This window comes from Streptococcaceae bacterium ESL0687 (genome assembly GCA_029392475.1).
Lineage (GTDB): Bacteria > Bacillota > Bacilli > Lactobacillales > Streptococcaceae > Floricoccus.
In genome coordinates, this window is record CP113940.1 from 327,423 (window position 1) to 350,589 (window position 23,167).

Sequence of the window (23,167 nt, forward strand, 5' to 3'; positions counted from 1 at the left end):
ATGGATAATGTAAAAGATATATTTGAAAAAATGAAATCATTCTTTCTTGGAGAAGATGGAGAGGATTATAGTGAAGAAAACAATAGTGAGAAACCTGTTCAATCTGAGGATAAATCTCTTCTAAGTATTAAACAGAATCAATCTAAAAAAACTTCACAACAATCTAATAAAAATTACCAAAAATCTGACCAAAGAGAAGGTCATAAAAAATCAGCTTATTCTTATGAAGCTCAAAAAGATTTGAGGGAACAAAGATCGACATCTGTTAGAAATCAAGCTTCAAACTCTTCAAAGAGTATGAACCGTGAATCTCGGATGAATGATTTTAAAGATAGCAAATCAGAAGAGAAGGGCCGTTTTTTAAATATGACCAGGGATGAAAAAATTTCAAAGATTGCAATTAGAGAACCTCGTGTTTACGGGGATGTTATGGATATTGCAACTCTTGTAAAAGATGACGAAAGTGTAATAGTTAACTTTAAGTTAATGGATGACGCTCAGGCCAGACGTAGTATCGACTTCTTCACAGGTGTGGTTTACACCCTAGAGGGTGACATTCAAAATGTTGGTGGACAAATCTTCCTTTTGACACCTGCTAGTGTTTCTGTAGAAGCAAGTGCTGAAATGAGTCTACTGGCCCGTCAAAATTATGATGAGTTCAATTTGTAGAGGAAATTAATGATTATAAATTTATTATATAGGCTGATAAGTATCTATTCGATGATCCTAATAGTTTACGCTATCATGAGCTGGATTCCTGGACTTCGTGATAGTAAACTTGGAGAGGTCATTGCTGATCTGTCTATGCCTTACTTAAATCTTTTTAGAAATTTAAATCTTACCTTTGGAACTTTTGATTTTACCGTATGGGTTGCTGTTTTATCGCTTCAACTCCTACAAAAATTATTGATAATTCTTTTTTAAGATGAAGGATGTATATCAACATTTTAGGCCGGAGGAGAGGGAGTTTATTGATAGACTCCAAGATAAAATTGACCGGGTAAGCTTTAATTATGAAATTGTAACTAGTGATTTCTTAAATCCCAGGGAATATAAGATTTTAGAAAGTTTAGCTAATGCTAGTGGTATTAAACTATACTCAAGTTCAGATCTTATTGATTCTGAAATGGTTAGGGTAATCCTGGCACCAGATTTTTATGTTTTTGATCCTAGTGATTTTGATTTGGCTCTAGTTGAGATAAACTTTCCCAGTAAATTTGCTAAAATAAGTCATTCGCAGATTCTTGGTACCTTGCTTGGTCAAACAGGTTTAAGCAGGTCTAAGATTGGTGACATTTTGGTAACTGGTACTCGCGCCCAGTTTTTCATTGATTCTAATTTTCTTAGCTTTGTTGAGGAAAATATTAGTAAAATTGGGAAATTAGGTGTAAAATTACAAGGAATACCTCTCTCGAAATTGATGAAATCTGACAATGAAGATAAACCTTCAAAAAATAAGATTTTATCGGTTTCTAGTTTACGTTTAGATAAGCTTGTGGCTAGTTCCTTTAATATTTCAAGGAAGACCGCTTCTGATTTGATTGAAAAAGGGCTGGTTAAGTTAAATTATTCTGTCGAGGACAAGAAGGAGAAACTTCTTGAAATTGGTGATTTAATAAGCGTTAGGGGATATGGAAGAATTACCCTGATTGACGAGCTTTCTTTAAGCAAAAAAGATAAGTTGAGAGTTGAAGTTGCAATTACAAAAAATAAATAATATCCTAGGGGAGGTTATATGGTTTTAAATAGTTTAGATATTCAAAATAAAGATTTTTCATCGCAAATGCGTGGTTACAATAAAAAGGAAGTGGAAGATTTCTTTGATATTATTGTTCGCGATTACGATTACTATGCTCAAAAGGTTAAGGATTTAGAACGTGAGAATAAGAATCTGGCTGAGAAGGTAGAATACTTTGAAGAGATGAAAGATTCTCTTAACAAGTCTTTAATTATCGCTCAGGATACTTCTGATAATGTTCGCGCTCAGGCTGATAATGAAGCAGAAAATATTTTGACAGATGCCCGTCAAAAGGCTAATGCCATCATAACAGCTTCTAAAAATGAAGGACAAATCATTCTTGATACAGCCCGTAACGACGCAGTTCGTTTGGTTAGGGAAACTGATGAACTTAAGAGAAATCTTCGTTCATACCACCAAAGAATTCAAATGACAGTTCAGGCACAACTTGATAGTATTAACGATGCTGAGTGGGATGAAATCTTTAGACCAGTATCAACATACATTCCAAATCAAGATGAAGTTCTTAGAAAAATTGTTGAAGAAACATTTGAAGGTGAGCAGTACACTTCAAGGGTACCTCTAGCAGAAATTGCTGAGGCACTTGAACAGGTTTCTCAAGAAGAAGAGCAAGAAGAAAAATAAATAAAAAATTCAGGACAGGAAAAGACATCTAAATTTACAGCGAGTGGGGAAATGGTGGAAGCCCCGTAATCACTGGATGTGTTTTTATCACCTATTTTATCTTTACTGAAGGAGGGCTTAAGCTATCTATTAAGTAAAGACGTTCCTCGCGTTAAGAGTTAAGATACGGCCTTGGCCGTAAATTAGGGTGGTACCACGGCTTTTCGTCCCTTGACGAGGAGCCTTTTTATATTTTTAAGAGAAGGATTAACAAAATGAAAGTAAAAGATACATTAAATCTTGGTAAGACTGGTTTTCCAATGCGTGCTGGTCTTCCAACTAAGGAACCAGTTTGGCAAGAAGGTTGGGATGAAGCAGACCTTTACAATGCCCGTCTAAAACAGAATGAAGATAAACCATCATTCATGCTCCACGATGGACCTCCGTACGCCAATGGGAACATCCACGTAGGACATGCCCTCAACAAAATTTCTAAAGATATCATCGTTCGTTATAAGAACATGACTGGCTTCCGTGCTCCACTTGTTCCTGGATGGGACACTCACGGGCTACCAATCGAACAAGTTCTTGCTAAAAAAGGAATCAAACGCAAGGAAATGGACCTTCTTGATTATTTAGAAGAGTGCCGTAAGTATGCCCTTAGCCAGGTTGATACTCAACGTGCAGACTTTAAACGTCTAGGTGTTATGGCTGACTGGAATCACCCATATGTGACTTTAGATCCATCATACGAGGCAGCACAAATCCACGTCTTTGGAAAAATGGCTGAAAAAGGCTACATCTACAAGGGACAAAAACCAATCTACTGGTCACCATCAAGTGAATCAAGTCTAGCTGAAGCTGAGATTGAATACCAAGACGTTCGTTCTGCATCAATCTTTGTAGCCTTCAAGGCAGTAGACACTAAAGGACTGCTTCCAGAAGACACTGAATTTGTTATCTGGACAACAACTCCTTGGACAATTCCATCTAACCTTGGAATCTTTGCCCACCCTGACTATGAATACGTGCTAGTTTCAACAGGAGGTCGCAAGTTCCTAGTAGCATCTGAGCTTGTGGATTCAGTAGCTAAGGAAGTTGGTTGGGAAGAATTTGAAATCATCCAAACAATCAAGGGATCTGAGCTTGATAACATGGTAGCCCGTCACCCATTTTATGATCGTGACTCACTAGTGATGAATGCTGAATATGTAACCCTTGATTCAGGTACAGGACTAGTACACACAGCACCAGGACACGGGGAAGACGACTACTTCTTCAGCCGCAAGTACAAGCTTGACGTCCTAAGCCCAATCGATGACCGTGGTTACTATACAGAAGAAGCACCAGGGTTTGAAGGACTCTTCTACGACGAGGGTAACAAAAAAGTTAGCCAAATGCTTGAAGAATCAGGAGCCCTTCTAAAACTTAACTTCTTCACCCACAGCTACCCACACGACTGGCGTACTAAAAAACCAGTTATCTTCCGTGCGACTCCACAGTGGTTTGCCTCAATCGACAAGTTCCGTGGTGACATTTTAGATGCCATTGAAGGTGTTAACTGGATCATGCCTTGGGGTAAAACACGTCTCTACAACATGGTTCGCGACCGTGGTGACTGGGTAATTTCCCGTCAACGTGCCTGGGGTGTTCCACTTCCAATCTTCTATGCGGAAAATGGGGAAGCAATCATCACTCCAGAAACTACAAACCACATCTCAGACCTATTCCGTGAGCACGGATCTAAGGTTTGGTGGGAACGTGATGCCAAAGACCTATTACCAGAAGGGTTCACTCACCCTGGTTCACCTAATGGGATCTTCACCAAAGAAAAAGATATCATGGACGTTTGGTTTGACTCAGGATCTTCTCACGAAGCAGTCCTAAGACAGCGCCCTGAGCTATCATTCCCAGCTGATTTATATCTTGAAGGATCTGACCAATACCGTGGATGGTTCAACTCAAGTATCACAACAAGTGTTGCCATCAATGAAGAGTCACCTTACCGCGCTGTCCTTTCTCAAGGATTCGTTCTTGACGGAGAAGGCCGTAAGATGAGTAAGTCTCTAGGAAATGTCATCACTCCAGGTACAGTTGTTAAACAATACGGGGCAGACATCCTCCGCCTTTGGGTAGCAAGTGTCGACACTGAAAGTGATGTTCGTGTATCAATGGATATCCTAGGTCAGGTTTCTGAAACCTACCGTAAGATCCGTAACACCCTACGTTTCCTTATCGCAAACTCAAGCGACTACAAGAAATCCGTTAACGAAGTTGCCTACACAGACCTTCAACCGTCTGACAAGTACATCCTTAACCGCCTGAACGAGGTAGTTGAGTCTTCACTTAAATCATACGAAGAGTACGACTTCATGAATGTTTACAAGACAGTCTTCAACTTCCTGACAAATGACCTGTCTTCATTCTACCTGGACTTCGCTAAAGACGTGGTTTACATCGATGCAGCAGATAGTCTTGCTCGTCGCAGCATGCAAACAGTCTTCTATGAAATCCTTGTAAAACTTACAAAACTTCTAGTTCCAATCCTTCCTCACACTGCTGAAGAGATCTGGACCTACCTAGAAGACGAAGAAGCAGAATACGCTTATCTTGCTGAAATGCCAGAAGTCCAGTCTTACACAAACATTGAAGAACTTACTGACACTTGGTCAGCCTTCATGGACTTCCGTGACAAGGTGCTTAAGGCCCTTGAAGTAGCCCGTGATGAAAAAATTATCGGTAAGTCTCTAGAGGCTGCAGTTACTGTTTACCCAGATGAAGTAACAGCTACTCTACTTGCTTCAATGAACGAAGATATCGCAAAACTTCTGATTGTTTCTGACTTTACTGTATCAAGTGATGCAGCTCCAGAAAACGCTCAAGAGTTTGAAGGGGTATCAATCCTTGTTGAACATGCAAAAGGTGAAGTTTGTGACCGTTGCCGTCGTTTAGATGAGACTGTAGGAACCAACGAAAATGAAAATCTACAAAATCTATGTAACCGTTGTGCCACAATCGTAACTGAGGAATTCCCTGAAGTCCTAGTTGAAGGTTTTGAAACCAAATAAATAAAAGGTCAAGCATTTGCTTGGCTTTTTTAATTCCATAAATAATTTTTTTGAATTTTACTGGACCAACCTTGCTTTTTTCTGTAAAAAAAGATATTCTATAAAGAAAATCTTTTTTGGAGGCAAACGTGTTAACATCTGACATAATTGAAAACTTACCTAAAACAGAACTTCACTGTCATCTAGATGGCTCATTATCAATGGATTTAATAAGAGAGCTGGCCCAGAAATCACAGCTTGAAATTCCTCAAAATGATGATGTTTTAAGGACAAAGATTCATGCCTCAGAGCAGGTTAAATCTTTGGCAGACTACCTGCTTTGTTTTGATTTTGTTTTGCCCCTATTACAGACCGCAGAAAATTTAAGCCTGGCCTCTTATGATCTTGCCAGGCAGGCTAATTTAGATAAGGTTAAGTACATGGAAATTCGCTTTGCACCGAGACTTCATACAAGAGAAGGACTAAGCCTTAAGCAGGTGGTTGAAGCCGTCTGTCTTGGGTTTGAAAGGGCTGAAGCCGATTTTGATATTAAAATGGGTGGAATAATATGTGGCCTTCGTCATGAGAGTCCGGAGGATCTTCTTGATCTTTTAGATCTTTTTACCCAAAAGGGACTTTCTTCTAAATATATAAACGGCTTTGACTTGGCTGGTGATGAAAAAAACTTTCCACCAGGTCTATTCACTGATCTCTTAGCTAAAATCAAGAAACAGGAAATTAATCTGACCCTCCATGCCGGGGAATGCGGCTGTGGTCAAAATGTTCTTGAATCTATTGAGCTTGGAGCAACAAGGATTGGTCACGGGGTGGCTATTGGGGAGCTGCCGCAGGAATTTTCTAATCTAGCCAAGCAGGGGATTGTTTTTGAAATGGCACCAACCAGTAATTTTCAAACCAGGGCAATTGACAGCCTCGAAAATTACCCCTTTAAAAAATTATATGAGGCTGGTGTTCTAGTAACAATAAATACGGACAATAGGACTGTCAGTAATACCAATTTAAACAAGGAATATCAAAAGATTGCGGACTGGTATGACTTTGAACCAAAGGACTTTTTAAAGGTTAATTTAAATGCCCTTGAAGGAGCCTTTATTAATCAGGAAGAAAAAGATCAGTTAAGGGAAGAATTCATTAGTAGTTATCAGGACTTTCTCTAATCATGATCAGAGGGGAAAATTTTTTTAAAATATGTTAGAATGCTTAACATATATGACAAAGAAATTTACTTTTGTGGGAGTGGGAGAGTTTAATGAAAATATCAGTGGTTGTTCCTTGCTATAATGAAGAAGAGGTCCTTCCCATTTTTTTCAAGGAAATGGAAAAAATTAGTAGGGAGGGTAAGCTTGAATTTGAGTATCTTTTTGTAAATGATGGAAGTAAGGACTCTACCTTGAATATTTTAAGGGACCTCTCTTTTAGACATCCAAATGTTAGATACCTGTCCTTTTCAAGAAATTTTGGTAAGGAGTCAGCCCTTTATGCGGGGCTCAAAGCTTCTTCAGGAGATTATGTAACCGTAATGGATGCTGACCTTCAAGATCCACCAGTCCTTCTTTTAGAGATGTACGATAAGATTCAAGATCCTGATGTGGACTGTGTGGGATGTAGGAGGACCACCAGGAAGGGAGAACCCGTCATTCGGTCAATCTTTGCCCACGTCTTTTATAAGTTGATTAATATGATAGGTGAAACTGAGATAGTTGACGGGGCACGAGATTTTCGTCTAATGACCAGGCAGATGGTTGATGCCATCCTTGAGCTTCATGAATACAATCGTTTTTCTAAGGGAATTTTTACCTGGGTTGGTTTTAATACCATTTACTTGGAATATGAGAACAGGGAGCGAGTGGCAGGAAAAAGTAGTTGGAATTTTTGGAGCCTTCTTAGCTATTCATTAAAGGGAATTATTAATTTTTCAGAAGTGCCACTCAATATTGCTACTTACGGGGGAATCTTGTCAGTTTTCATCTCTCTTATTGGGGCAATCTTTATTATTATAAAAACCTTAGCCTTTGGGGATAAAACCCAGGGCTGGCCCTCTCTTGTGGTAATTATTTTATTTTGCAGTGGGGTGAACCTACTAATGCTTGGAATTATTGGCAAATACATAAGTAAAATTTTTATGGAAACCAAAAAACGGCCCATTTATATTGTCAGGGAAACTGATGCTGATTTGAAGGTAAAATAAAAAGGAAGCCTAAGCTTCCTTTTTATTTTGTATAAGGAATAGAGAGAGAAGAGTTTTCTAGATCAATTTCATAGGTGACCTGTCTGTTATCCCTAATCGTTAATTCAAAGTCAGTAGAATAGAGGGCGATTCTTATTGTATCACCTGCTTTTAACTGATAGATGGTTGGTTGTAAATCAAGTTTTACGTCCATCCAGGTATCTTTAGGGACTTCTGTTATTTTCAAAAGATCCTCCCTATTTTGTAAGTTCATTAGAGATTTACTGATTAATTTATAGGGACTGTCTGCTAGTTTTAATTCCTTCAAATCATCATAGATAAAGTTATGTCCTAGATCGATGGCTTTAGGCTCAAGGACACTAGCCAGGCTATTCAATCTTTTTTTCTGACCTAGTTCAATGATCTGAGCAGAAAGTAGTCCCTTGCTATCATTAAGTTTGATTCTGACATTGAGGGTCATTTTTCCATTTACAAGAAGGTCCTGGTCGATTTTTAGGTCAATATAGCTGGCATTAGCCTCGCCTTCATACAGGTCCTTAATAAAGTTCTTGTAATTTTGACTGTAGCTGGTAAATTTATCTTGAGGATAGCTATTTTCAAATTTACTAATTTCATGACCTAGTTTAAAGTTTTTTCTAGTCGCCTCACCAAAATTTTCAAGCTCTTTGAAGTGTCCTTCAACATTGTTTTCCTGCCAGATTACTTTTGGAAGTTTTAAATTAAGTTTTCTTCCCAATAATTTTCCAGTAAAGTAGGTATTTATGGTTTCAGAAAAATCAAGGCTTTGGAAGTTATTGATGTAGATATGTTCTCCTTGATGAAGGAAACTGTGGCTTACAAGGTGTTCAGGGAGACCATTTACATATTCATAGGCATGCTTAGGCTTGACATTCCAGTCTTGAAGACCGTGAACGGCAAGAACATCTGCCCTAACCTTATCCAGATGGGGAAGATAATTTCTATCATGCCAGTACTGGTTGTAATCACCAGACTTCCGGTCAATTTCAGCTGTCATTTTATCAAGTTCACCTTCATAAAAACTATTATTTTTAAGATAGTCAGCTCCGTCTAAATTTTTAGAATAGGTAAGGGCCGCAAGGACGTCTAAATCTTCTCCAGGGAAACCACCAGGACTTGAAATTGCTCCATTGTCTCTATAATAGTCATACCAGCTTGAAATCCCAGCTTCAGCAAGGATTACCTCAAGGCCTTGGACCCCTGTTGTTGCTGCCCCGTAGGCCAGGGTTCCCAGGTAAGATTTACCGGTCATAGCTACTAGGCCGTTAGCCCAGGCAGCTTCAACAAGTTCTTTTCTTGCGTGACTTGAATAGGCAGGTCGTCTTCCATTTAACCAGTCGATAACTGCTGTAACACTTGCTACCTGTTGGTAGTCTCCTGAGGTCATAAATCCATCTGAACCACGGGTACCTATTCCAGCTACATAGATTGAAGCAAAACCGCGAGCTAGCAGGTAGTCGTTTAAGGTATAGGTCCATCCGTGGGTAAATTTTTCAGTTTCATCAGTAAGGGGTAAATCATCTGCAGAAGGAGTGATTTTTAAAATGTCAGAAAAATCCTGATTAATAAGCTCAATTGATTTTTCTTCCTTTTGAATTAAGTCAGCTTCCATAGGGTGGAGGCGGTCGTCATTTGCCTTAGTATTAACACCCAGGTGGTAAGGACTGGCCGTCATAACACTGGGAAGTTTTCCTTCATATTTTGGTCTAATAATTTGAACTTTTATGAGATCCTTTTTACCGTCAAAATTACTATCAACTGAACTTTCAACATAGACAACTTCTTTGATTAAATTTTTCGTATCAAAGGTGGCTAAACTTTTATCATTAAAGAAATGATACTTATTATCCATAGGAAGAAAATCATCTGCTACAAATTTTTCGATTAAAATTGATCCCTCTTTGCTTCTGGTTAGGAGAAGAAGGTACCAGGCTTCAATCAGAGTCTCTGCCGAGAGTTCTCCTTCTAGAACATTTATTCCAAGGTCACTTGCAAATTCAAGTGATTGTTCGGGAGAAAAGTCAAAGAAGGCTGTAAATCCTAATAGCTGTAGGCCAATAGTATAAAATACGTCCCAAGAAAGTTTACTTGAGCTGGCTAAAAAGTCCAGGTAACTTTCCTTGTTGCTAGCTAGTAGAGTTGATAAGTCATAGGGAATTTTGGCTAAAAAAGAGCTAAAAAGTTCTTTATTGTCTGCTTGAAGACTAGTATCAAATCCTAATTCTTTTAGTTCGTTAATTTTTTCTTCCATGCTTTTTTCAACAATGGAAAATTGGTTAAATTTCATTTACTTACCTTTCTTTTGTAAAGATTAAGATGATTATAACATAGCTAAAAATAATTGGTAAAATTAAGCGTTTACAATCCTGATAATGCTTTACAAATGTATTTTAACTTGTTAGAATAACTTGAATTTAAAAATTTTTGGAGGTTTTTTTTTATGGATGTAACATGGACAGTCAAGTACATCACTGAGTTCATTGGTACTGCTTTACTTATTATTTTAGGTAACGGAGCAGTAGCTAACGTGGACCTTAAAGGTACTAAAGGTTTTGCTTCAGGTTGGATGACTATCGCTTGGGGATACGGTATGGGTGTAATGATCCCAGCACTTATGTTTGGTAACGTTTCAGGTAACCACATTAACCCAGCTTTCACACTTGGTTTAGCAGTATCTGGCTTCTTCCCATGGGCACACGTTTTACCATACATCGTAGCTCAAGTTTTTGGTGCTATGTTCGGACAACTTGTACTAGTTTCAGTATACCGTCCTTACTTCCTTAAGACTGAGAACTCAAACCACGTTCTAGGAACATTCTCAACTATTGATAACCTAGATAACGGTACTGTTGAATCTCGTCGTCCAGCACTTATTAACGGTTTCCTAAATGAGTTTGTTGGATCATTTGTTCTTTTCTTTGGAGCAATGGGTCTTACTAAAAACTTCTTTGGAGCTGAAGTTACTAAATCAGTAACAGGTTTAATCGAAGCTCAAGGTCAAAAACTAAGCGAAATGAGCATCGACCAACAAGTACAATCAGGTATCGCAACTATCTTAGGTGGCGGACACGGTTCTGTAGCAGTAGCCCACATGGGACTTGGATTCCTAGTTATGGCTCTAGTAGCAGCTCTTGGAGGACCTACTGGACCTGGACTTAACCCAGCGCGTGACTTTGGACCTCGTTTGGTTCACTTCCTACTACCAAAATCAATCCTTGGTGAAGCTAAGGCTGATAGCAAATGGTGGTATGCATGGGCTCCAGTTGTAGCACCAATTCTTGCAAGTATCGCTGCAGTAGCATTATTCAAAATTCTATATATCTAATGAATTTTAGCCAATCTTAGGATTGGCTTTTTTGCATCAAAAAAACTCCTAAATTTAGGAGTTTTTAGTTTATATACAAGAGAGTCAGAAGTGTAACCATTGTATTCCATAAGGCATGGACACTCATATTGACATAGAAATTTCGGTACTCATAATAAAGCATGGTTAGCACAATTGACATTGAAAGGTAAATAAGTAAACTTCCAAGATCAGTCGGTCCGTGCATGAGGGCAAAGACTGCAATTGCTAAAAGGGCTGCGATTTTAGGGTGCTTGGGTGATAGAAGTTCAAAAATACCAACCCTAAAAACTAATTCTTCAAAGAAACCAGCTGAAATGGTACAGATGGCAAAAATAATTGCAGGTGAGCTAGCCATAAGAGAATTTAAATCTGTTTGATTAGCAGTTTCAGATGTTCCTAGTTGGCTGGCTAAACTATTGGCAATCATTGAAACAACGAAGAGACAGGCAAAACCAATTCCAATTTTTTTAAAATCCAGATATGATTTGGAGAATTTTGGAATAATTTTAAGTCCCCTTGCATAAAAGTAGGTTACAAAAAATAAAAGACCAAAGGCTGCAAAAAAGATTAGGTAGTCAAGGCTATCATATTTGGCCTGCTTGCGGATTTCAGGAATTAAAATCATAAGCGGCAGAGGTACCTGACTTAGGATAAATAAAGGTATCCAATTTAATTTTTTTAAAAACATTTTCATTGCTCCATTCTATCAGAGATTCCTTTTTTTGTACATAAAAAAGGGAATTAGATGAAAAAATAGGGGTAAATTATTATATTATCTAAATTTACTGATAATAGAAATATTTAGAAATATAATGTAAAACAAAAAATACATTAATTTCTTTGACAAAATGATTATTTATACATACAATGTATAAGGTATTTGTGTGCTTCTGCACATTTAATAGGCTTTAACCGAACAATGAGGAGACATGATGAATAAAATAATAGAGGAAATTAAAAATTTTATCCCTAGCGTGCGAGTGAACAATCGGGACTTAAATATTGAATTTTACCGCCAGGTTTTTGGGTTAAAGAATTTATATGAAGAAAATTCAATTGCGGTATTTGGGGGACATGTAAACAAGAGTGAAAAATTTATTCTTGAAGAGTCACCAGCAACACGTACTAGGGCAGTTTCAGATGGTATTAAAAAATTAAAGAGATTAGTGATTAAGGCTGATCCTTGTGAAATTACAGAACTTATAAAATTAAATTCAAAAAAATTATCAAAGATTTACAAGGGTGAAAAAGGCTATGCTTTTGAAGCAATCTCTCCGGAAAATGATTTAGTTTTAATCCACGGAGAAGATGATTCTAAAAAATTAGAAGAAATTGATTTACAGCTTGAAAGCCTAGAATCTCTTAAAGATGATTTTAAGGGCCTATCTGATTATGAAATCGCTGAAATAGATATTAATGTTTTAAATGTATCTGAGGCTATGGATTTTTACAGTCATGTCTTTGGAGTTAACGGCCAAGAAAATACTATAGAATTACCCTTTATTAAACTTAATTTCTTTGAAGCAGAAGGCAAAGATTTACAGGCTGAATTTGATCAAACATGGGATTTAGAAATATTTGAATTTAAGGTTCCAACTGACTTTGATTTAAGGGAAGCAGCTGAACGCTTTGAGGAAATGGGTTATGATTGTCATGTTAACAAGCAGGAAAGAATTTTAACCATGACTGACAAATCAGGCATTGAAAACTGGATCATGAAGGACAAAGTGAAGGTTTAAGATGAAAGAAACCATCAAATTAATTAAAGAATATATAGCGTCTGGCGTTTTTCCAGGCGCTTCTTTTGCAACTATCAACAAGGGTCAAATTCATAATTACTATCTGGGCCTCCAACAAAATTTCCCCTATCCCAAGCTTACCAGAAAAAATCTTCTTTATGATTTAGCAAGCGTCAGTAAGGTCCTAGGTGTTGGAACAATTCTCATTAGGGATTATCTGACAGGATCAATTGATATTGATAGACCCCTAAAAGACTATTATCCGGCCTTTCATGAAGGAAGCCTTACAGTCAGAGAATTTTTAACCCATACAACAGGAGTTAACCCCTTTATTAAAAATAGGGACCAGCTGGATGCGGCTGAACTTAAGGAAGCCATGAATAATATTGAGCTTACAGATGATAAATCATTTAAATATACTGATGTAAACTTTATCCTTTTGGGCTTTATGTTAGAAGAAATTTATAAAAAAGACCTTGATGAATTAATTAATCAAGAAGTTTTTGAAAAATTTTCCATGCCAACTGCTAGTTTTTTTCCAGCTGCTAAAAATCAAGTAGTACTAACTGATAAGGATACTCCCAGAGGAATTGTTCATGATCCCAAGGCTAGGCTTTTGAAAGGTCATGCAGGAAGTGCAGGTATCTTTGCAAGCCTTGTTGATTTAGAAGAATTCATTAAAAATTACCTTTATAACCAAGAATATTTTTCAAATAAAATCGAACTCCTAGATAAAAATTTTGCCGCGGAAAAAGGAAGAAGGAGTCTTGCTTGGGATTTACTAGGCGACTGGTTGATTCATACGGGCTATACAGGAACCTTTATTTTGATTAACCTTAAAGAAGAGAAGGGGATTATCTTTTTAAGTAACCGGGTGCACTTGAAGGATGAACGAAGCCAGTGGATTGAAGACCGTAATATTTTGATTAATCTCATGATTAAAGAATTTTCATAAAAATAAAAAAGCTAGATTAGTCGTCTAGCTTTTTGATATTCTCTTTTAACTGATTAACAGTATTTCTAAGTCTCTTTTGGCTATCTTTCATATCCTTTAAATCACCCTGGATACTCTCAGAGTAAAGCTTATAATCTCTTTTGATTTGAAGACCAGCTACCTGGGCATCAAAGATTTCCTTTTTGATCTTTCTTTTATTATGGCGTAAATCCTTTTGATCCTTGAATAAATCCCTGCTGTCTTTTGACATGCTTGAAAGATCGTCAATGAAATTAGTAATTATTTTTTTTAAGGTCGAATGCATAGTCTTCCCCCTGGTTCATTAGCTAAATTATTGAATCTTCTTGGTCGTAAAGGAGTTCTCCAGCTAGTTCTTGTAGGTCATAGCTATCCATATTATTAGTAAATGAAATTGTTAGGCCATCATCATCTTGATAACGAGGAATCAAGTGAACATGGGTATGAAAAACGGTTTGACCAGCCACCTCTTCGTTATTTTGTAGGATATTCATCCCGCTTGCTCCAAGTTTATCCTTAAGGTGCCTTGCAATTTTTGGAATCCTCTTAAAGAGCTCTGATGCCTCGTCTTCTTCCATGGCAAGTAAATTACGGCTGTGTTTTTTAGGAACAATTAAAGTATGTCCCTTGGTTGTCTGGGTGATATCTAGGAAGGCTAAAACCTCTTCATCCTCATAAACCTTAAATGAAGGAATATCACCACTAATTATTTTACAGAAAATACAATCATTCATATCTTTCTCCCCGAATTTGTTATAATCATATTATAACAGAAGCCACAAGATAAGTCTTGGTAGGAGAGGAGATACCTTCTACCTATGTTTGTTAGTAAAAACTTATGCTTGAACTTTAAACTAGTAAGATATTCTGTCGTTAGGCAGAAGAAAGGATGGAAGTATGACTTTAAAGGTTGATAATGTATCAGGTGGGTATTTTGGTTCCAAGGTTTTAAAAGATGTGAGTTTCCAAGTAGGAAATGGACAATTGGTTGGCCTGATTGGCTTAAACGGTGCGGGTAAATCAACAACCATCCAGGAGATTATGGGTCTTTTGGTTCCTTACGCAGGAAGCATTGAAATAAATGATAAAAGTATTCGTGAAGGGGTCGACAGCTACCGCAAGCAAATTGGTTTCATTCCTGAAACTCCTTCCCTTTATGAGGAATTAACTTTAAGAGAGCACATTGAAATCACTGCCATGGCCTACGATATCCCCCTTGATTTAGCCATGAACCGGGCAGAAAAACTACTGGAAACCTTCCGCCTAAAGGATAAGCTTGAATGGTTTCCTAAAAATTTCTCCAAGGGGATGAAACAGAAGGTTATGATTATCTGTGCCTTTTTAACTAATCCCAGCCTTTACATCATTGATGAACCCTTTTTAGGGCTTGATCCTTTGGCCATACAAGATTTGATAGATCTCATGTATGAAATGAAAAAACAGGGGGCAGCGATTTTGATGAGTACCCACATTCTTTCGACAGCAGAAAAATTTTGCGACAAGTTTATCGTCCTTCATGACGGGCGAGTTGTTGCGGACGGAACGATTGATGATTTGAGGCTTAAGTTTAAAATGCCCCAGGCAAGCCTTGATGACATTTACATAGCCTTAACGAAAGGTGATGCAAGTTATGAATAAGCTTAGTCAGGTTTTTGAAGGTCGAAGGCGCAACTTCCACCAGAAAAATGGAAAATATCTTAAATATGTCTTTAATGACCATTTTGTCATTATTATCTTCCTTCTTCTTGGATTTTTAATGATCCAATATTCCCAGCTGGTAAAAGAAGTACCTGATAATTGGAATCTAGGAAAGGTTCTTGTTCTTCTGGTATCATTAGCTAGTTTATTCCTTGGACGGCTGGCTACATTTTTTGAAGAGGCAGACCGTCTCTTCCTCTTAGCCAAGGAAGAAGAGCTGCAGGGTCAATTGAATATTTCCTTGAAAAAATCCCTCCTTTTTCCTCTGCTAACCTTTAGTTTGCTATCTTTAATTCTCTATCCTTTAACTGCCAAATCTTTTATGGTGGGTCTTTGGGTTCTGCCCTTGCAAGTAGGTCTTCTTTTTCTAGTTAAAATTTTACTAATGAAAAAAGAGATTGCTTCCTACTATGAGAATGGTCTTTTTTCCTGGGATAAGGCTATTTCTAAGGAGGAGAGGAGGCAGGCTAGTATTTTAAAAATCTATAGTCAGTTTGTTGATATTCCAGGCTTAAAACCTGCCGTTAAAAGGCGAAAATACCTAGATGGTCTATTAAATTTGGTGAAAAAAGAACACAAGTTTACCTATTCTAACCTTTACCTAAGACATTTTTTAAGAACTGGTGATTATTTGGGCCTCTACCTGCGCCTTAGTTTAATTTCCTTTGCTCTAATAATTCTTATAAAGAGTCAGACGCTAGTCCTTCCTTTAGTTCTCCTTTTAAATTTCATTCTAATTTTTCAGCTGATTACCCTTAAAACTTCCTATGACTACCAGCTATTAAGTAGAATTTACCCGGTAAGTCCTGAAATCAAAAGCAAAAATCTCTATGGTCTTTTAAAATACCTTCTTTTGATTGTTACTTGCTGCCAAACTGTCCTTGCCCTTCTTGTTTTTTCAAATAAATTAATGGTTCTTTTAATACCTCTAGGAAGTCTCCTTATTTTGTCTCTTTATGTAAGAAGCAAGGTTGACTCAAAGGATTTAAAAAGGTAGAATAGTAAGAACTAGGTTAATTTTTAAATTAGCCATATCATGAGAATCTAGGAAGTTTTTGTATGTTACAAACTGATGAAAATTGGCAGTTGATACCGATAAAAGGATCGACTGGTAATACTTTTTACGGCACTCTTGGATCTCAAAGGGCCTTTATAAAACGGAACTCTACCCCTCTTTTGGTGGCCGTAGCAAAAGAGGAGATAGCTCCGAGACTTTTGTGGAGCAGAAGAACCCCTACAGGAGACACAATGAGTGCTCAGGAGTGGATAAATGGTGGGGTTTTAGCTGCTAAAGAGATGAAAGACAGGCAAATAAATCTTGTTTTAAGTAATCTTCACCGAAATAAAAGCTTGGTTGAGACCTTTTTTAAGATGGGAAAAGTCGCTTATGGACCAGATGATTTACTAAATGAGTGTATGAAGCTTAAGCTAGGAGACGATGCCTCTAATCAATTTTTAAGGACCATTCTTGAAGGTATGGAACAAGAGATTCCAAGCTTTGACAAGGCTCAGGCTTTTGTAGTCCACGGGGACATTAATCATAAAAATTGGGTTCGATCAGATACTGGAAAAATTTATTTGGTTGATTGGGAGACAGCTATGCTTACTAGTCCCCTAGTTGATATAGCCCATATTTTATCCCATTATATTCCTGTTTCAGACTGGGAGGAGTGGCTCCTTTATTCAGGTTATAAGCCTAGTGATGATTTATTTAAAGATATTTTATGGTATGGTAAGCTATCATTTCTTCGTCAGATTATGATCTATGAGGCCGAAGGACTTGATAAGAGGGTTGACCGTGAAATTGATGGTTTAAGAGAATTTATTAAAAATTTCAATAATTAAAGTTAAGAGGAAGTAAACATGCGTGTACGTAACCGTAAGGGTAGTGCAGAATATATCGAAAATAACCCCCAATTTGTGGTAGCAGATCCTAAGTCTTTTAAAGGTCGCTGGCATGAACGTTTTGGAAATGATAACCCAATCCATATTGAAGTTGGATCAGGAAAAGGTGCCTTTGTTACCGGCATGGCAGCTCAAAATCCAAATATCAACTACATAGGTATTGATATCCAGTTGAGCGTTTTAAGCTATGCTCTTGATAAGGTGCTTGAGGCTAATTTGCCAAATGTCCAATTATTACGGGTTGATGGAAGTGATTTGACTGATTATTTTGAGGACGGTGAGGTCGATCTTCTTTACCTGAATTTCTCAGATCCTTGGCCAAAAACACGCCATGAGAAAAGAAGGCTTACCTACAAGTCATTCATTAAAACCTTTGAGCAGATTCTTGTTGATAAGGGACAGATTCACTTTAAGACTGATAACCGTGGACTTTTTGAATATAGTCTTTCAAGTATGAGCCAATACGGTATGGTTTTAAATCAGGTTTGGCTTGACCTTCATGCATCAGATTATGAGGGAAATGTCATGACTGAATATGAAGCTAAGTTTTCTTCTAAGGGTCAGGTTATCTACCGTTTAGAAGCTCAATTTAAATAATAATAAGCAAATAAGATAGAGAAGGTTGTGCTTGTCACGTAAAAGGTCTACTATTATGCGTTGTCCAAGATGCCAACATGAAAGTTCTAAAGTTATTGATTCTAGGCAGGCTGAAGATGGAAGAGCCATCCGCCGCCGGAGGGAATGTGAAAACTGTGGTAATCGTTTTACCACCTTTGAAAGAATTGAGGAGATGCCTCTTTTGGTTGTTAAAAAAGATAACAGCCGGGAGGTCTTTAATCGCGATAAGATTTTAACTGGAATTATCCGTTCAGCCCAGAAACGTCCTGTCTCAATTGAAGATATGGAAAATGCAGTTGAGCGCGTGGAACAAAAGGTTCGCCTACTTGGTGAAAATGAGGTTAAAACTGATATCATCGGAGGTTATGTAATGGATGAGCTTGCAGACCTTGATGAGATAACCTATGTCCGCTTTGCAAGTGTTTATAGAAGCTTTAAGGACGTAAGTGAACTTGAAGAATTGCTTAGAAACATAACCAATAAGGGACTTGGGTCCGACAAATTATAGGGAGGGAAGTATGCATCTTAGGCCAGTTGAACAGTTTACTTTGATTAATAAGAATCGCTTATCCTGGTCAGCAGATCTTTTAGTGCGCTTTTACCTTCCCATAGTTGGTCATACAGCGATTGTCCTTTACCAATATTTAACAACATCTGACTCCAACCGTGTTTCAGATGTTTTAAATCACTTGAATATAGGTGTCGTTGACTTTAATGATTCCCTAGATAAACTTTCAGCCATGGGACTTTTGGACATCTATAGTGATAAGAAAACCTATCAACTTGAATTTAAAAGTCCTAAAAATCCGTCTGATTTTTTAGCGGATGAATTTTATTCTCGCCTTCTTTTAAGCAGGATTGGGGAGCAAGCCTTTGAGCGTCTGGCAAAATTAGAGGATAGGTTTGAAAATAAACTATCTAAAAAATTCTCAGAAGTCTTCCGGGTTAATTTCAGTGGTGACTTTGAATCTTTAGCTGAACAAGCTTCATCAGAGCAATTTGATTTGACAAGTTTTAAAAATATTATGAAACAGCAGAAAATAAGCTTTACCAATGAAAATACTGAAGTTTTAAGACTTTATGAGATTGCTGAAAAATATAATTACAATTGGTATGAGCTCTTCAAGCTGGCCGAAAAGACCATTAACCCCAATCGAACTTTAAATCTTGAAGGGTTAATTGCAAGTCTTAGTCCCCAAAATCAAGATAAAATTGACATGGAGTCCTTTACCAGTGATGAAAAAAGTTTGGTCCTAATTGCCAAATCAATGACCTCCCTTGAATTTTTAACTGCCTTAAAAAATCAAGAAAATCTCTTTATAACTAACGATGAGAGAAAGCTTTTAATTGATTTATCACGTAATGGTACTCCAGATGAGGTTCAAAATATCCTCATTCATTATTCCTTAATCCAAAGCAATTTGGCCAGTCTTAATGAGAAATTTTTAGAAAAGGTTTTAGCTGATTGGAACAAGCACCGGGTTACTAGTGCTGAAGGTGCCATGAGGCGAATCATTGACTTTAAAAATGAAAATCTTGAGCGGGCTAATAATTCTAAAGGTCATGACAAAACAAAATCAAGCGCTAAGGTGCCTGATTGGCACGAGGCACCCAAAGAGAAGGTCTATAGTGAAGAGCAGGTTGAAAAACTTAAAAAGCTAGAAGAATTGCGGCAGGAAGCTTTAAGACGTAAAGGGGAGGCTGGAAACTGATGGAAAAAATCGGCAATATTATAGACGAAAATCCAAAGATGCGGGCCAACTATGAACGCCTGGTTGAGGATCTTATGAAGAATGAGGAAATTAAATCTTTTATTCTAAAACATAAGATGACCCCCCAGGAGGTTTCTAGGTCTTATTCAAACTTTTATAAATACCTCAAGGAGATAGCTGATTTTAGAGCAGGCAATTCAAACTATGCTTCAAAGGGTTATGAGCCCATATTGATCATGAATTACGGTTATGCTGATATCTCTTATAAACCTACAGCTGAACTTGAAAGTAGAAAAAAAGAAGCCAGTCTCAAGAGAAGGGTTAAATTAGTTGGTCTTCCAAGGTCATTTAAGAATCTGGAGTGGGCTGATGTAAGCCTTGATCTTGACCGTGTTGACTGCCTAATGGTTCTTAATGACTATATTAATAACTTTACCTCCCATTCAAAAGGTTACTATATTTACGGTGACTTTGGGGTTGGAAAATCATATATGATGGCAGCTATGGCTTGTGAGCTGGCTAAAAAAGGTGTAGCAACAACCATTATCCATTATCCAACCTTTGCCATTGATATAAGAAATTCCATCAAAACAGATGGGGTTAAGGCCATGCTTGATGAAACTAAAAAAGCTGACGTCCTAGTTATTGATGACATCGGAGCAGAACAAGCAAGTTCTTGGTTGAGGGATGAAGTCTTACAAGTCATCCTCCAGTATAGGATGCAGGAGGATTTACCGACCTTCTTTACCTCAAATCTTGATTATTCCGGTCTTGAAAAACATTTGGCTGAAACAAAAAATGCCAATGAGGTTTGGCCGGCTAAAAGAGTGATGGAGCGAGTTCGTTATTTAACTAGTGAACTGAGACTTGAGGGAGAAAATAGGCGATACTAAAAACTTTGCCTATCATAAATTAGTAATAGCTGCGTAGTTGGCTAACAGCTGTGCATAAATTTTATTTCAGAAATGAAATACTTAGTAGATATAAGGAGGGTAAGAATGTCTTTACCTACAGTAGCCATCGTTGGGCGCCCAAATGTTGGGAAATCGACGATTTTCAACCGTATCGCAGGTGAGCGTATCTCAATTGTTGAGGACACACCAGGAGTAACTCGTGACCGTATTTATGCAGTCGGTGAGTGGTTGAACAAAAAATTCTCTCTAATCGATACAGGGGGGATTGAACTTTCAAACGAGCCTTTTATGACTCAGATTAAAGCCCAAGCTGAAATCGCCATGGATGAAGCGGACGTTATCATCCACGTAGTTGACGGAGAAGCTGGTGTTACTGACGCTGACGAATATGTCGCTCAAATTCTTTACAGAACCGACAAGCCAGTAATCCTTGTGGTAAATAAGGTTGATAATCCAGAGCGTCGTCTCGATATCTTTGACTTTTATTCACTTGGTTTGGGTGATCCTTATCCAGTATCAGCATCCCACGGGATTGGTACAGGGGACGTTTTAGATGCTATCGTTGAAAATCTTCCAGTTGAAGAAGAGGAAGAAAATGAAGATGTAATCAAATTCTCCCTTATTGGACGTCCAAATGTTGGTAAATCAAGCTTGATTAATGCCATTCTAGGTGAAGAGCGTGTTATCGCAAGCCCTGTTGCAGGAACAACAAGGGATGCAATCGATACTCATTTTGTTGATCCAGAAGGTCAAGAGTACCTAATGATTGATACTGCAGGGATGCGTAAGAGTGGTAAAGTTTATGAATCAACTGAAAAATACTCTGTAATGCGTGCCATGCGTGCCATTGACCGGAGCGACATCGTTCTTATGGTCCTAAATGCTGAAGAGGGGATTCGTGAGTACGACAAACGTATTGCAGGATTTGCCCATGAGGCCGGAAAAGGTGTGATTATTGTTGTTAACAAGTGGGATACCCTTGAAAAAGACAATAAAACCCTACAAAATTTTGAGGCAGATATTAGAGATCAGTTCCAATATCTATCATATGCTCCAATTGTTTTTGTATCAGCCAAGACCAAACAACGTCTGCACAAATTGCCTGAAATGATTAAAGAAGTTTCAGCTTCACAAAACTTACGTATCCCATCATCTGTTTTAAATGATGTAATCATGGATGCTATAGCAATCAATCCGACTCCTACAGACAAGGGACGTCGTCTGAAAATCTTCTACGGAACTCAGGTGGCTATTAAGCCACCAACATTTGTAATCTTTGTAAACGAGGAAGAACTTATGCACTTCTCATATGCTCGTTTCCTAGAAAACCAAATTCGTAAGGCTTTTGTCTTTGAGGGAACTCCGATTAAGATTATTGCCCGTAAACGTAAATAAGCTTTCTGCCTTTTAGACTTAGTTTAATTTAGTTTAATAAGGCAGAGTAAAAATTTAAACCTAGTAGCTAAGTAATCAGTAGTAATGAATTATTAGAAATTTATTACTACTAGTTGCTTGGCTATTATTGATTTTGGCCTTTATTTATCGGTTTTTTTAATGATTCAATAAATAAGACCTATCTATATAGTTAATAGAATAAAATAGAAATACAAAGGATTTGATATTATGGAAAATAAAAAATGGCTGGGTCTACTACTAGTCATCAGTGGAGCAATTCTTTGGGGAACATCAGGCCCTGTTGCTGAGTATATGTTTTCTACTCAGAATGTTTCTCCTTTATGGGTGGTTTGTATCCGTCTCTCGGTTGCAGGAGCTTTATTATTAGTTAATTACAGGCTAGCTAATAAGGAATCAATCTTCTCAATATGGTCTAATCCTTCTTTTAGAAGGCAGCTTTTGTTATTTAGCTTCTTTGGGATGATGCCCATACAGTTGCTTTATTTTTTAGCAATTAAGTTTTCTAATGCTTCAACAGCAACAGTCCTGCAGTTTACAAGTCCAGTCTTTATTATCTTATATTTAGCTGTCAAAAATCATAAATTGCCTAGTAGGTTTGCAGTATTTTCAGTGGCGCTTGCCATGCTAGGAACCTTTCTTCTAGCTACAGGAGGAAATATTAATAGTCTTTCGATTTCACTAGCAGGTCTACTTTTTGGATTATCTTGTGGATTGGTTAGTGCCTTTTATACCCTACTTCCTGTTCAACTTCTCAAGCACTATGATGCTAAATTAGTTTGTGGTTGGGGTATGCTTATTGGTAGCCTTCCCTTAATGCCTACTCTGGTTTTAAATCATCCGCAAGCTATTGACCATAGTTTTCTTGCAGAGCTTGTCTATATTGTCATTATTGGGACCATGCTTGCTCACTTATTTTATGTTACCAGCCTAAATTATCTTAAACCTGAGGTTACTAACGTTTCAGGTTCCTTTGAGCCACTAACGGCCACCCTTTTGTCTGTTATGTTCTTACATTTAAGACTAAATCTACCAGAAATTATTGGGATTGTTTTAATTTTAATTATGGCGATCTTACAATCTCTTCCCCAAAAATACAAGGGACAGGGTAGTTAGATAAAAATTGAGGCAAGTAGGGATATATAAAGACCTTATAATTCATCTGGAATATTTGCTAAAAAAAATATTTTGTGGTACTATGTAATAAAATACA

General features: G+C 37.5%; 23 protein-coding genes. 19 read left to right on the forward strand and 4 right to left on the reverse strand.

The window, feature by feature from the left end; all coding sequences use genetic code 11:
* The 7 genes from sepF to OZX60_01780 all read left to right on the forward strand — a co-directional run bounded on the left by sepF (position 1) and on the right by OZX60_01780 (position 7,618).
* Positions 1–669 (forward strand): cell division protein SepF, encoded by a 669-nt coding sequence (sepF, locus tag OZX60_01750; GenBank protein ID WEV45495.1) that lies wholly within the window; start codon positions 1–3, stop codon positions 667–669.
* A gap of 9 nt (positions 670–678) precedes the next feature.
* Positions 679–924: a YggT family protein gene (locus OZX60_01755; GenBank protein ID WEV45496.1), complete on the forward strand. Its 246-nt coding sequence runs from the start codon at positions 679–681 to the stop codon at positions 922–924.
* Between the two features lies 1 nt (position 925).
* Positions 926–1,717, forward strand: coding sequence for a YlmH/Sll1252 family protein (locus tag OZX60_01760; GenBank protein WEV45497.1), 792 nt, complete (start codon positions 926–928; stop codon positions 1,715–1,717).
* Between the two features lie 18 nt (positions 1,718–1,735).
* Positions 1,736–2,383, forward strand: coding sequence for a DivIVA domain-containing protein (locus OZX60_01765; protein ID WEV45498.1), 648 nt, complete (start codon positions 1,736–1,738; stop codon positions 2,381–2,383).
* Between the two features lie 254 nt (positions 2,384–2,637).
* Positions 2,638–5,430: an isoleucine--tRNA ligase gene (gene ileS / locus OZX60_01770; protein ID WEV45499.1), complete on the forward strand. Its 2,793-nt coding sequence runs from the start codon at positions 2,638–2,640 to the stop codon at positions 5,428–5,430.
* 128 nt (positions 5,431–5,558) lie between these two features.
* Entirely contained in the window at positions 5,559–6,587 is a 1,029-nt protein-coding gene (gene add, locus OZX60_01775; protein WEV45500.1) for an adenosine deaminase, read from the forward strand.
* Between the two features lie 92 nt (positions 6,588–6,679).
* Positions 6,680–7,618 carry a glycosyltransferase family 2 protein gene (locus OZX60_01780; GenBank protein ID WEV45501.1) on the forward strand — a complete coding sequence of 313 codons (939 nt, stop codon included), beginning with the start codon at positions 6,680–6,682 and terminating at the stop codon, positions 7,616–7,618.
* A gap of 22 nt (positions 7,619–7,640) precedes the next feature.
* On the opposite strand, the gene OZX60_01785 is transcribed toward OZX60_01780, so the two are convergent.
* Positions 7,641–9,923, reverse strand: coding sequence for a Xaa-Pro dipeptidyl-peptidase (locus OZX60_01785; protein ID WEV45502.1), 2,283 nt, complete (start codon positions 9,921–9,923; stop codon positions 7,641–7,643).
* A 153-nt stretch (positions 9,924–10,076) separates the two neighbouring features.
* On the opposite strand from OZX60_01785, the gene OZX60_01790 reads away from it, so the two are divergent.
* Positions 10,077–10,961, forward strand: a complete 885-nt coding sequence (locus OZX60_01790) for an aquaporin family protein (GenBank protein WEV45503.1) — start codon at positions 10,077–10,079, stop codon at positions 10,959–10,961.
* A 64-nt stretch (positions 10,962–11,025) separates the two neighbouring features.
* On the opposite strand, the gene OZX60_01795 is transcribed toward OZX60_01790, so the two are convergent.
* On the reverse strand, positions 11,026–11,670 hold the full coding sequence (locus OZX60_01795) for a type II CAAX endopeptidase family protein (protein ID WEV45504.1): 645 nt from the start codon (positions 11,668–11,670) through the stop codon (positions 11,026–11,028).
* A 244-nt stretch (positions 11,671–11,914) separates the two neighbouring features.
* Here OZX60_01795 and OZX60_01800 point away from each other — a divergent pair, with 244 nt between their 5' ends.
* Both OZX60_01800 and OZX60_01805 read left to right on the forward strand, forming a co-directional pair.
* Positions 11,915–12,721, forward strand: a complete 807-nt coding sequence (locus tag OZX60_01800; GenBank protein ID WEV45505.1) for a peptidase — start codon at positions 11,915–11,917, stop codon at positions 12,719–12,721.
* Between the two features lies 1 nt (position 12,722).
* The gene (locus OZX60_01805) at positions 12,723–13,676 is read left to right on the forward strand and encodes a serine hydrolase (protein WEV45506.1); all 954 of its coding nucleotides are present in this window, start codon (positions 12,723–12,725) and stop codon (positions 13,674–13,676) included.
* A gap of 16 nt (positions 13,677–13,692) precedes the next feature.
* On the opposite strand, the gene OZX60_01810 is transcribed toward OZX60_01805, so the two are convergent.
* Positions 13,693–13,980 carry a hypothetical protein gene (locus tag OZX60_01810; protein WEV45507.1) on the reverse strand — a complete coding sequence of 96 codons (288 nt, stop codon included), beginning with the start codon at positions 13,978–13,980 and terminating at the stop codon, positions 13,693–13,695.
* Positions 13,981–14,002: 22 nt separating this feature from the next.
* On the reverse strand, positions 14,003–14,428 hold the full coding sequence (locus OZX60_01815) for an HIT family protein (protein WEV45508.1): 426 nt from the start codon (positions 14,426–14,428) through the stop codon (positions 14,003–14,005).
* A gap of 163 nt (positions 14,429–14,591) precedes the next feature.
* On the opposite strand from OZX60_01815, the gene OZX60_01820 reads away from it, so the two are divergent.
* The 9 genes from OZX60_01820 (at position 14,592) to OZX60_01860 (ending at position 23,070) form a co-directional block, all read left to right on the forward strand.
* A complete protein-coding gene (locus OZX60_01820; GenBank protein ID WEV45509.1) occupies positions 14,592–15,332 on the forward strand; it encodes an ABC transporter ATP-binding protein in 741 nt (246 codons plus the stop codon).
* Positions 15,325–16,389: an ABC transporter permease gene (locus tag OZX60_01825; protein ID WEV45510.1), complete on the forward strand. Its 1,065-nt coding sequence runs from the start codon at positions 15,325–15,327 to the stop codon at positions 16,387–16,389. The genes OZX60_01820 and OZX60_01825 overlap by 8 nt, the downstream gene beginning before the upstream one ends.
* A 62-nt stretch (positions 16,390–16,451) precedes the next feature.
* On the forward strand, positions 16,452–17,237 hold the full coding sequence (locus OZX60_01830) for a phosphotransferase family protein (GenBank protein ID WEV45511.1): 786 nt from the start codon (positions 16,452–16,454) through the stop codon (positions 17,235–17,237).
* A gap of 18 nt (positions 17,238–17,255) precedes the next feature.
* Positions 17,256–17,894: a tRNA (guanosine(46)-N7)-methyltransferase TrmB gene (gene trmB / locus OZX60_01835; protein WEV45512.1), complete on the forward strand. Its 639-nt coding sequence runs from the start codon at positions 17,256–17,258 to the stop codon at positions 17,892–17,894.
* Positions 17,895–17,949: 55 nt separating this feature from the next.
* Positions 17,950–18,423, forward strand: a complete 474-nt coding sequence (gene nrdR, locus OZX60_01840) for a transcriptional regulator NrdR (GenBank protein ID WEV45861.1) — start codon at positions 17,950–17,952, stop codon at positions 18,421–18,423.
* A gap of 10 nt (positions 18,424–18,433) precedes the next feature.
* A complete protein-coding gene (locus tag OZX60_01845) occupies positions 18,434–19,627 on the forward strand; it encodes a DnaD domain protein (protein ID WEV45513.1) in 1,194 nt (397 codons plus the stop codon).
* Positions 19,627–20,520: a primosomal protein DnaI gene (gene dnaI, locus OZX60_01850; GenBank protein WEV45514.1), complete on the forward strand. Its 894-nt coding sequence runs from the start codon at positions 19,627–19,629 to the stop codon at positions 20,518–20,520. The genes OZX60_01845 and dnaI overlap by 1 nt, the downstream gene beginning before the upstream one ends.
* 105 nt (positions 20,521–20,625) lie before the next feature.
* Complete coding sequence (gene der, locus OZX60_01855) at positions 20,626–21,936, forward strand: ribosome biogenesis GTPase Der (GenBank protein WEV45515.1); 1,311 nt, start codon at positions 20,626–20,628, stop codon at positions 21,934–21,936.
* A gap of 228 nt (positions 21,937–22,164) precedes the next feature.
* Positions 22,165–23,070: a DMT family transporter gene (locus OZX60_01860; protein ID WEV45516.1), complete on the forward strand. Its 906-nt coding sequence runs from the start codon at positions 22,165–22,167 to the stop codon at positions 23,068–23,070.
* The last annotated feature ends 97 nt before the right edge of the window (positions 23,071–23,167 follow it).

Coding starts and splice junctions, on each gene's coding strand:
- sepF (WEV45495.1), top strand. CDS start 1: ATGGATAATGTAAAAGATATATTTGAAAAAATGAAATCATTCTTTCTT.
- OZX60_01755 (WEV45496.1), top strand. CDS start 679: ATGATTATAAATTTATTATATAGGCTGATAAGTATCTATTCGATGATC.
- OZX60_01760 (WEV45497.1), top strand. CDS start 926: ATGAAGGATGTATATCAACATTTTAGGCCGGAGGAGAGGGAGTTTATT.
- OZX60_01765 (WEV45498.1), top strand. CDS start 1,736: ATGGTTTTAAATAGTTTAGATATTCAAAATAAAGATTTTTCATCGCAA.
- ileS (WEV45499.1), top strand. CDS start 2,638: ATGAAAGTAAAAGATACATTAAATCTTGGTAAGACTGGTTTTCCAATG.
- OZX60_01780 (WEV45501.1), top strand. CDS start 6,680: ATGAAAATATCAGTGGTTGTTCCTTGCTATAATGAAGAAGAGGTCCTT.
- OZX60_01785 (WEV45502.1), bottom strand. CDS start 9,923: ATGAAATTTAACCAATTTTCCATTGTTGAAAAAAGCATGGAAGAAAAA.
- OZX60_01790 (WEV45503.1), top strand. CDS start 10,077: ATGGATGTAACATGGACAGTCAAGTACATCACTGAGTTCATTGGTACT.
- OZX60_01795 (WEV45504.1), bottom strand. CDS start 11,670: ATGTTTTTAAAAAAATTAAATTGGATACCTTTATTTATCCTAAGTCAG.
- OZX60_01800 (WEV45505.1), top strand. CDS start 11,915: ATGAATAAAATAATAGAGGAAATTAAAAATTTTATCCCTAGCGTGCGA.
- OZX60_01805 (WEV45506.1), top strand. CDS start 12,723: ATGAAAGAAACCATCAAATTAATTAAAGAATATATAGCGTCTGGCGTT.
- OZX60_01810 (WEV45507.1), bottom strand. CDS start 13,980: ATGCATTCGACCTTAAAAAAAATAATTACTAATTTCATTGACGATCTT.
- OZX60_01815 (WEV45508.1), bottom strand. CDS start 14,428: ATGAATGATTGTATTTTCTGTAAAATAATTAGTGGTGATATTCCTTCA.
- OZX60_01820 (WEV45509.1), top strand. CDS start 14,592: ATGACTTTAAAGGTTGATAATGTATCAGGTGGGTATTTTGGTTCCAAG.
- OZX60_01825 (WEV45510.1), top strand. CDS start 15,325: ATGAATAAGCTTAGTCAGGTTTTTGAAGGTCGAAGGCGCAACTTCCAC.
- OZX60_01830 (WEV45511.1), top strand. CDS start 16,452: ATGTTACAAACTGATGAAAATTGGCAGTTGATACCGATAAAAGGATCG.
- trmB (WEV45512.1), top strand. CDS start 17,256: ATGCGTGTACGTAACCGTAAGGGTAGTGCAGAATATATCGAAAATAAC.
- nrdR (WEV45861.1), top strand. CDS start 17,950: ATGCGTTGTCCAAGATGCCAACATGAAAGTTCTAAAGTTATTGATTCT.
- OZX60_01845 (WEV45513.1), top strand. CDS start 18,434: ATGCATCTTAGGCCAGTTGAACAGTTTACTTTGATTAATAAGAATCGC.
- dnaI (WEV45514.1), top strand. CDS start 19,627: ATGGAAAAAATCGGCAATATTATAGACGAAAATCCAAAGATGCGGGCC.
- der (WEV45515.1), top strand. CDS start 20,626: ATGTCTTTACCTACAGTAGCCATCGTTGGGCGCCCAAATGTTGGGAAA.
- OZX60_01860 (WEV45516.1), top strand. CDS start 22,165: ATGGAAAATAAAAAATGGCTGGGTCTACTACTAGTCATCAGTGGAGCA.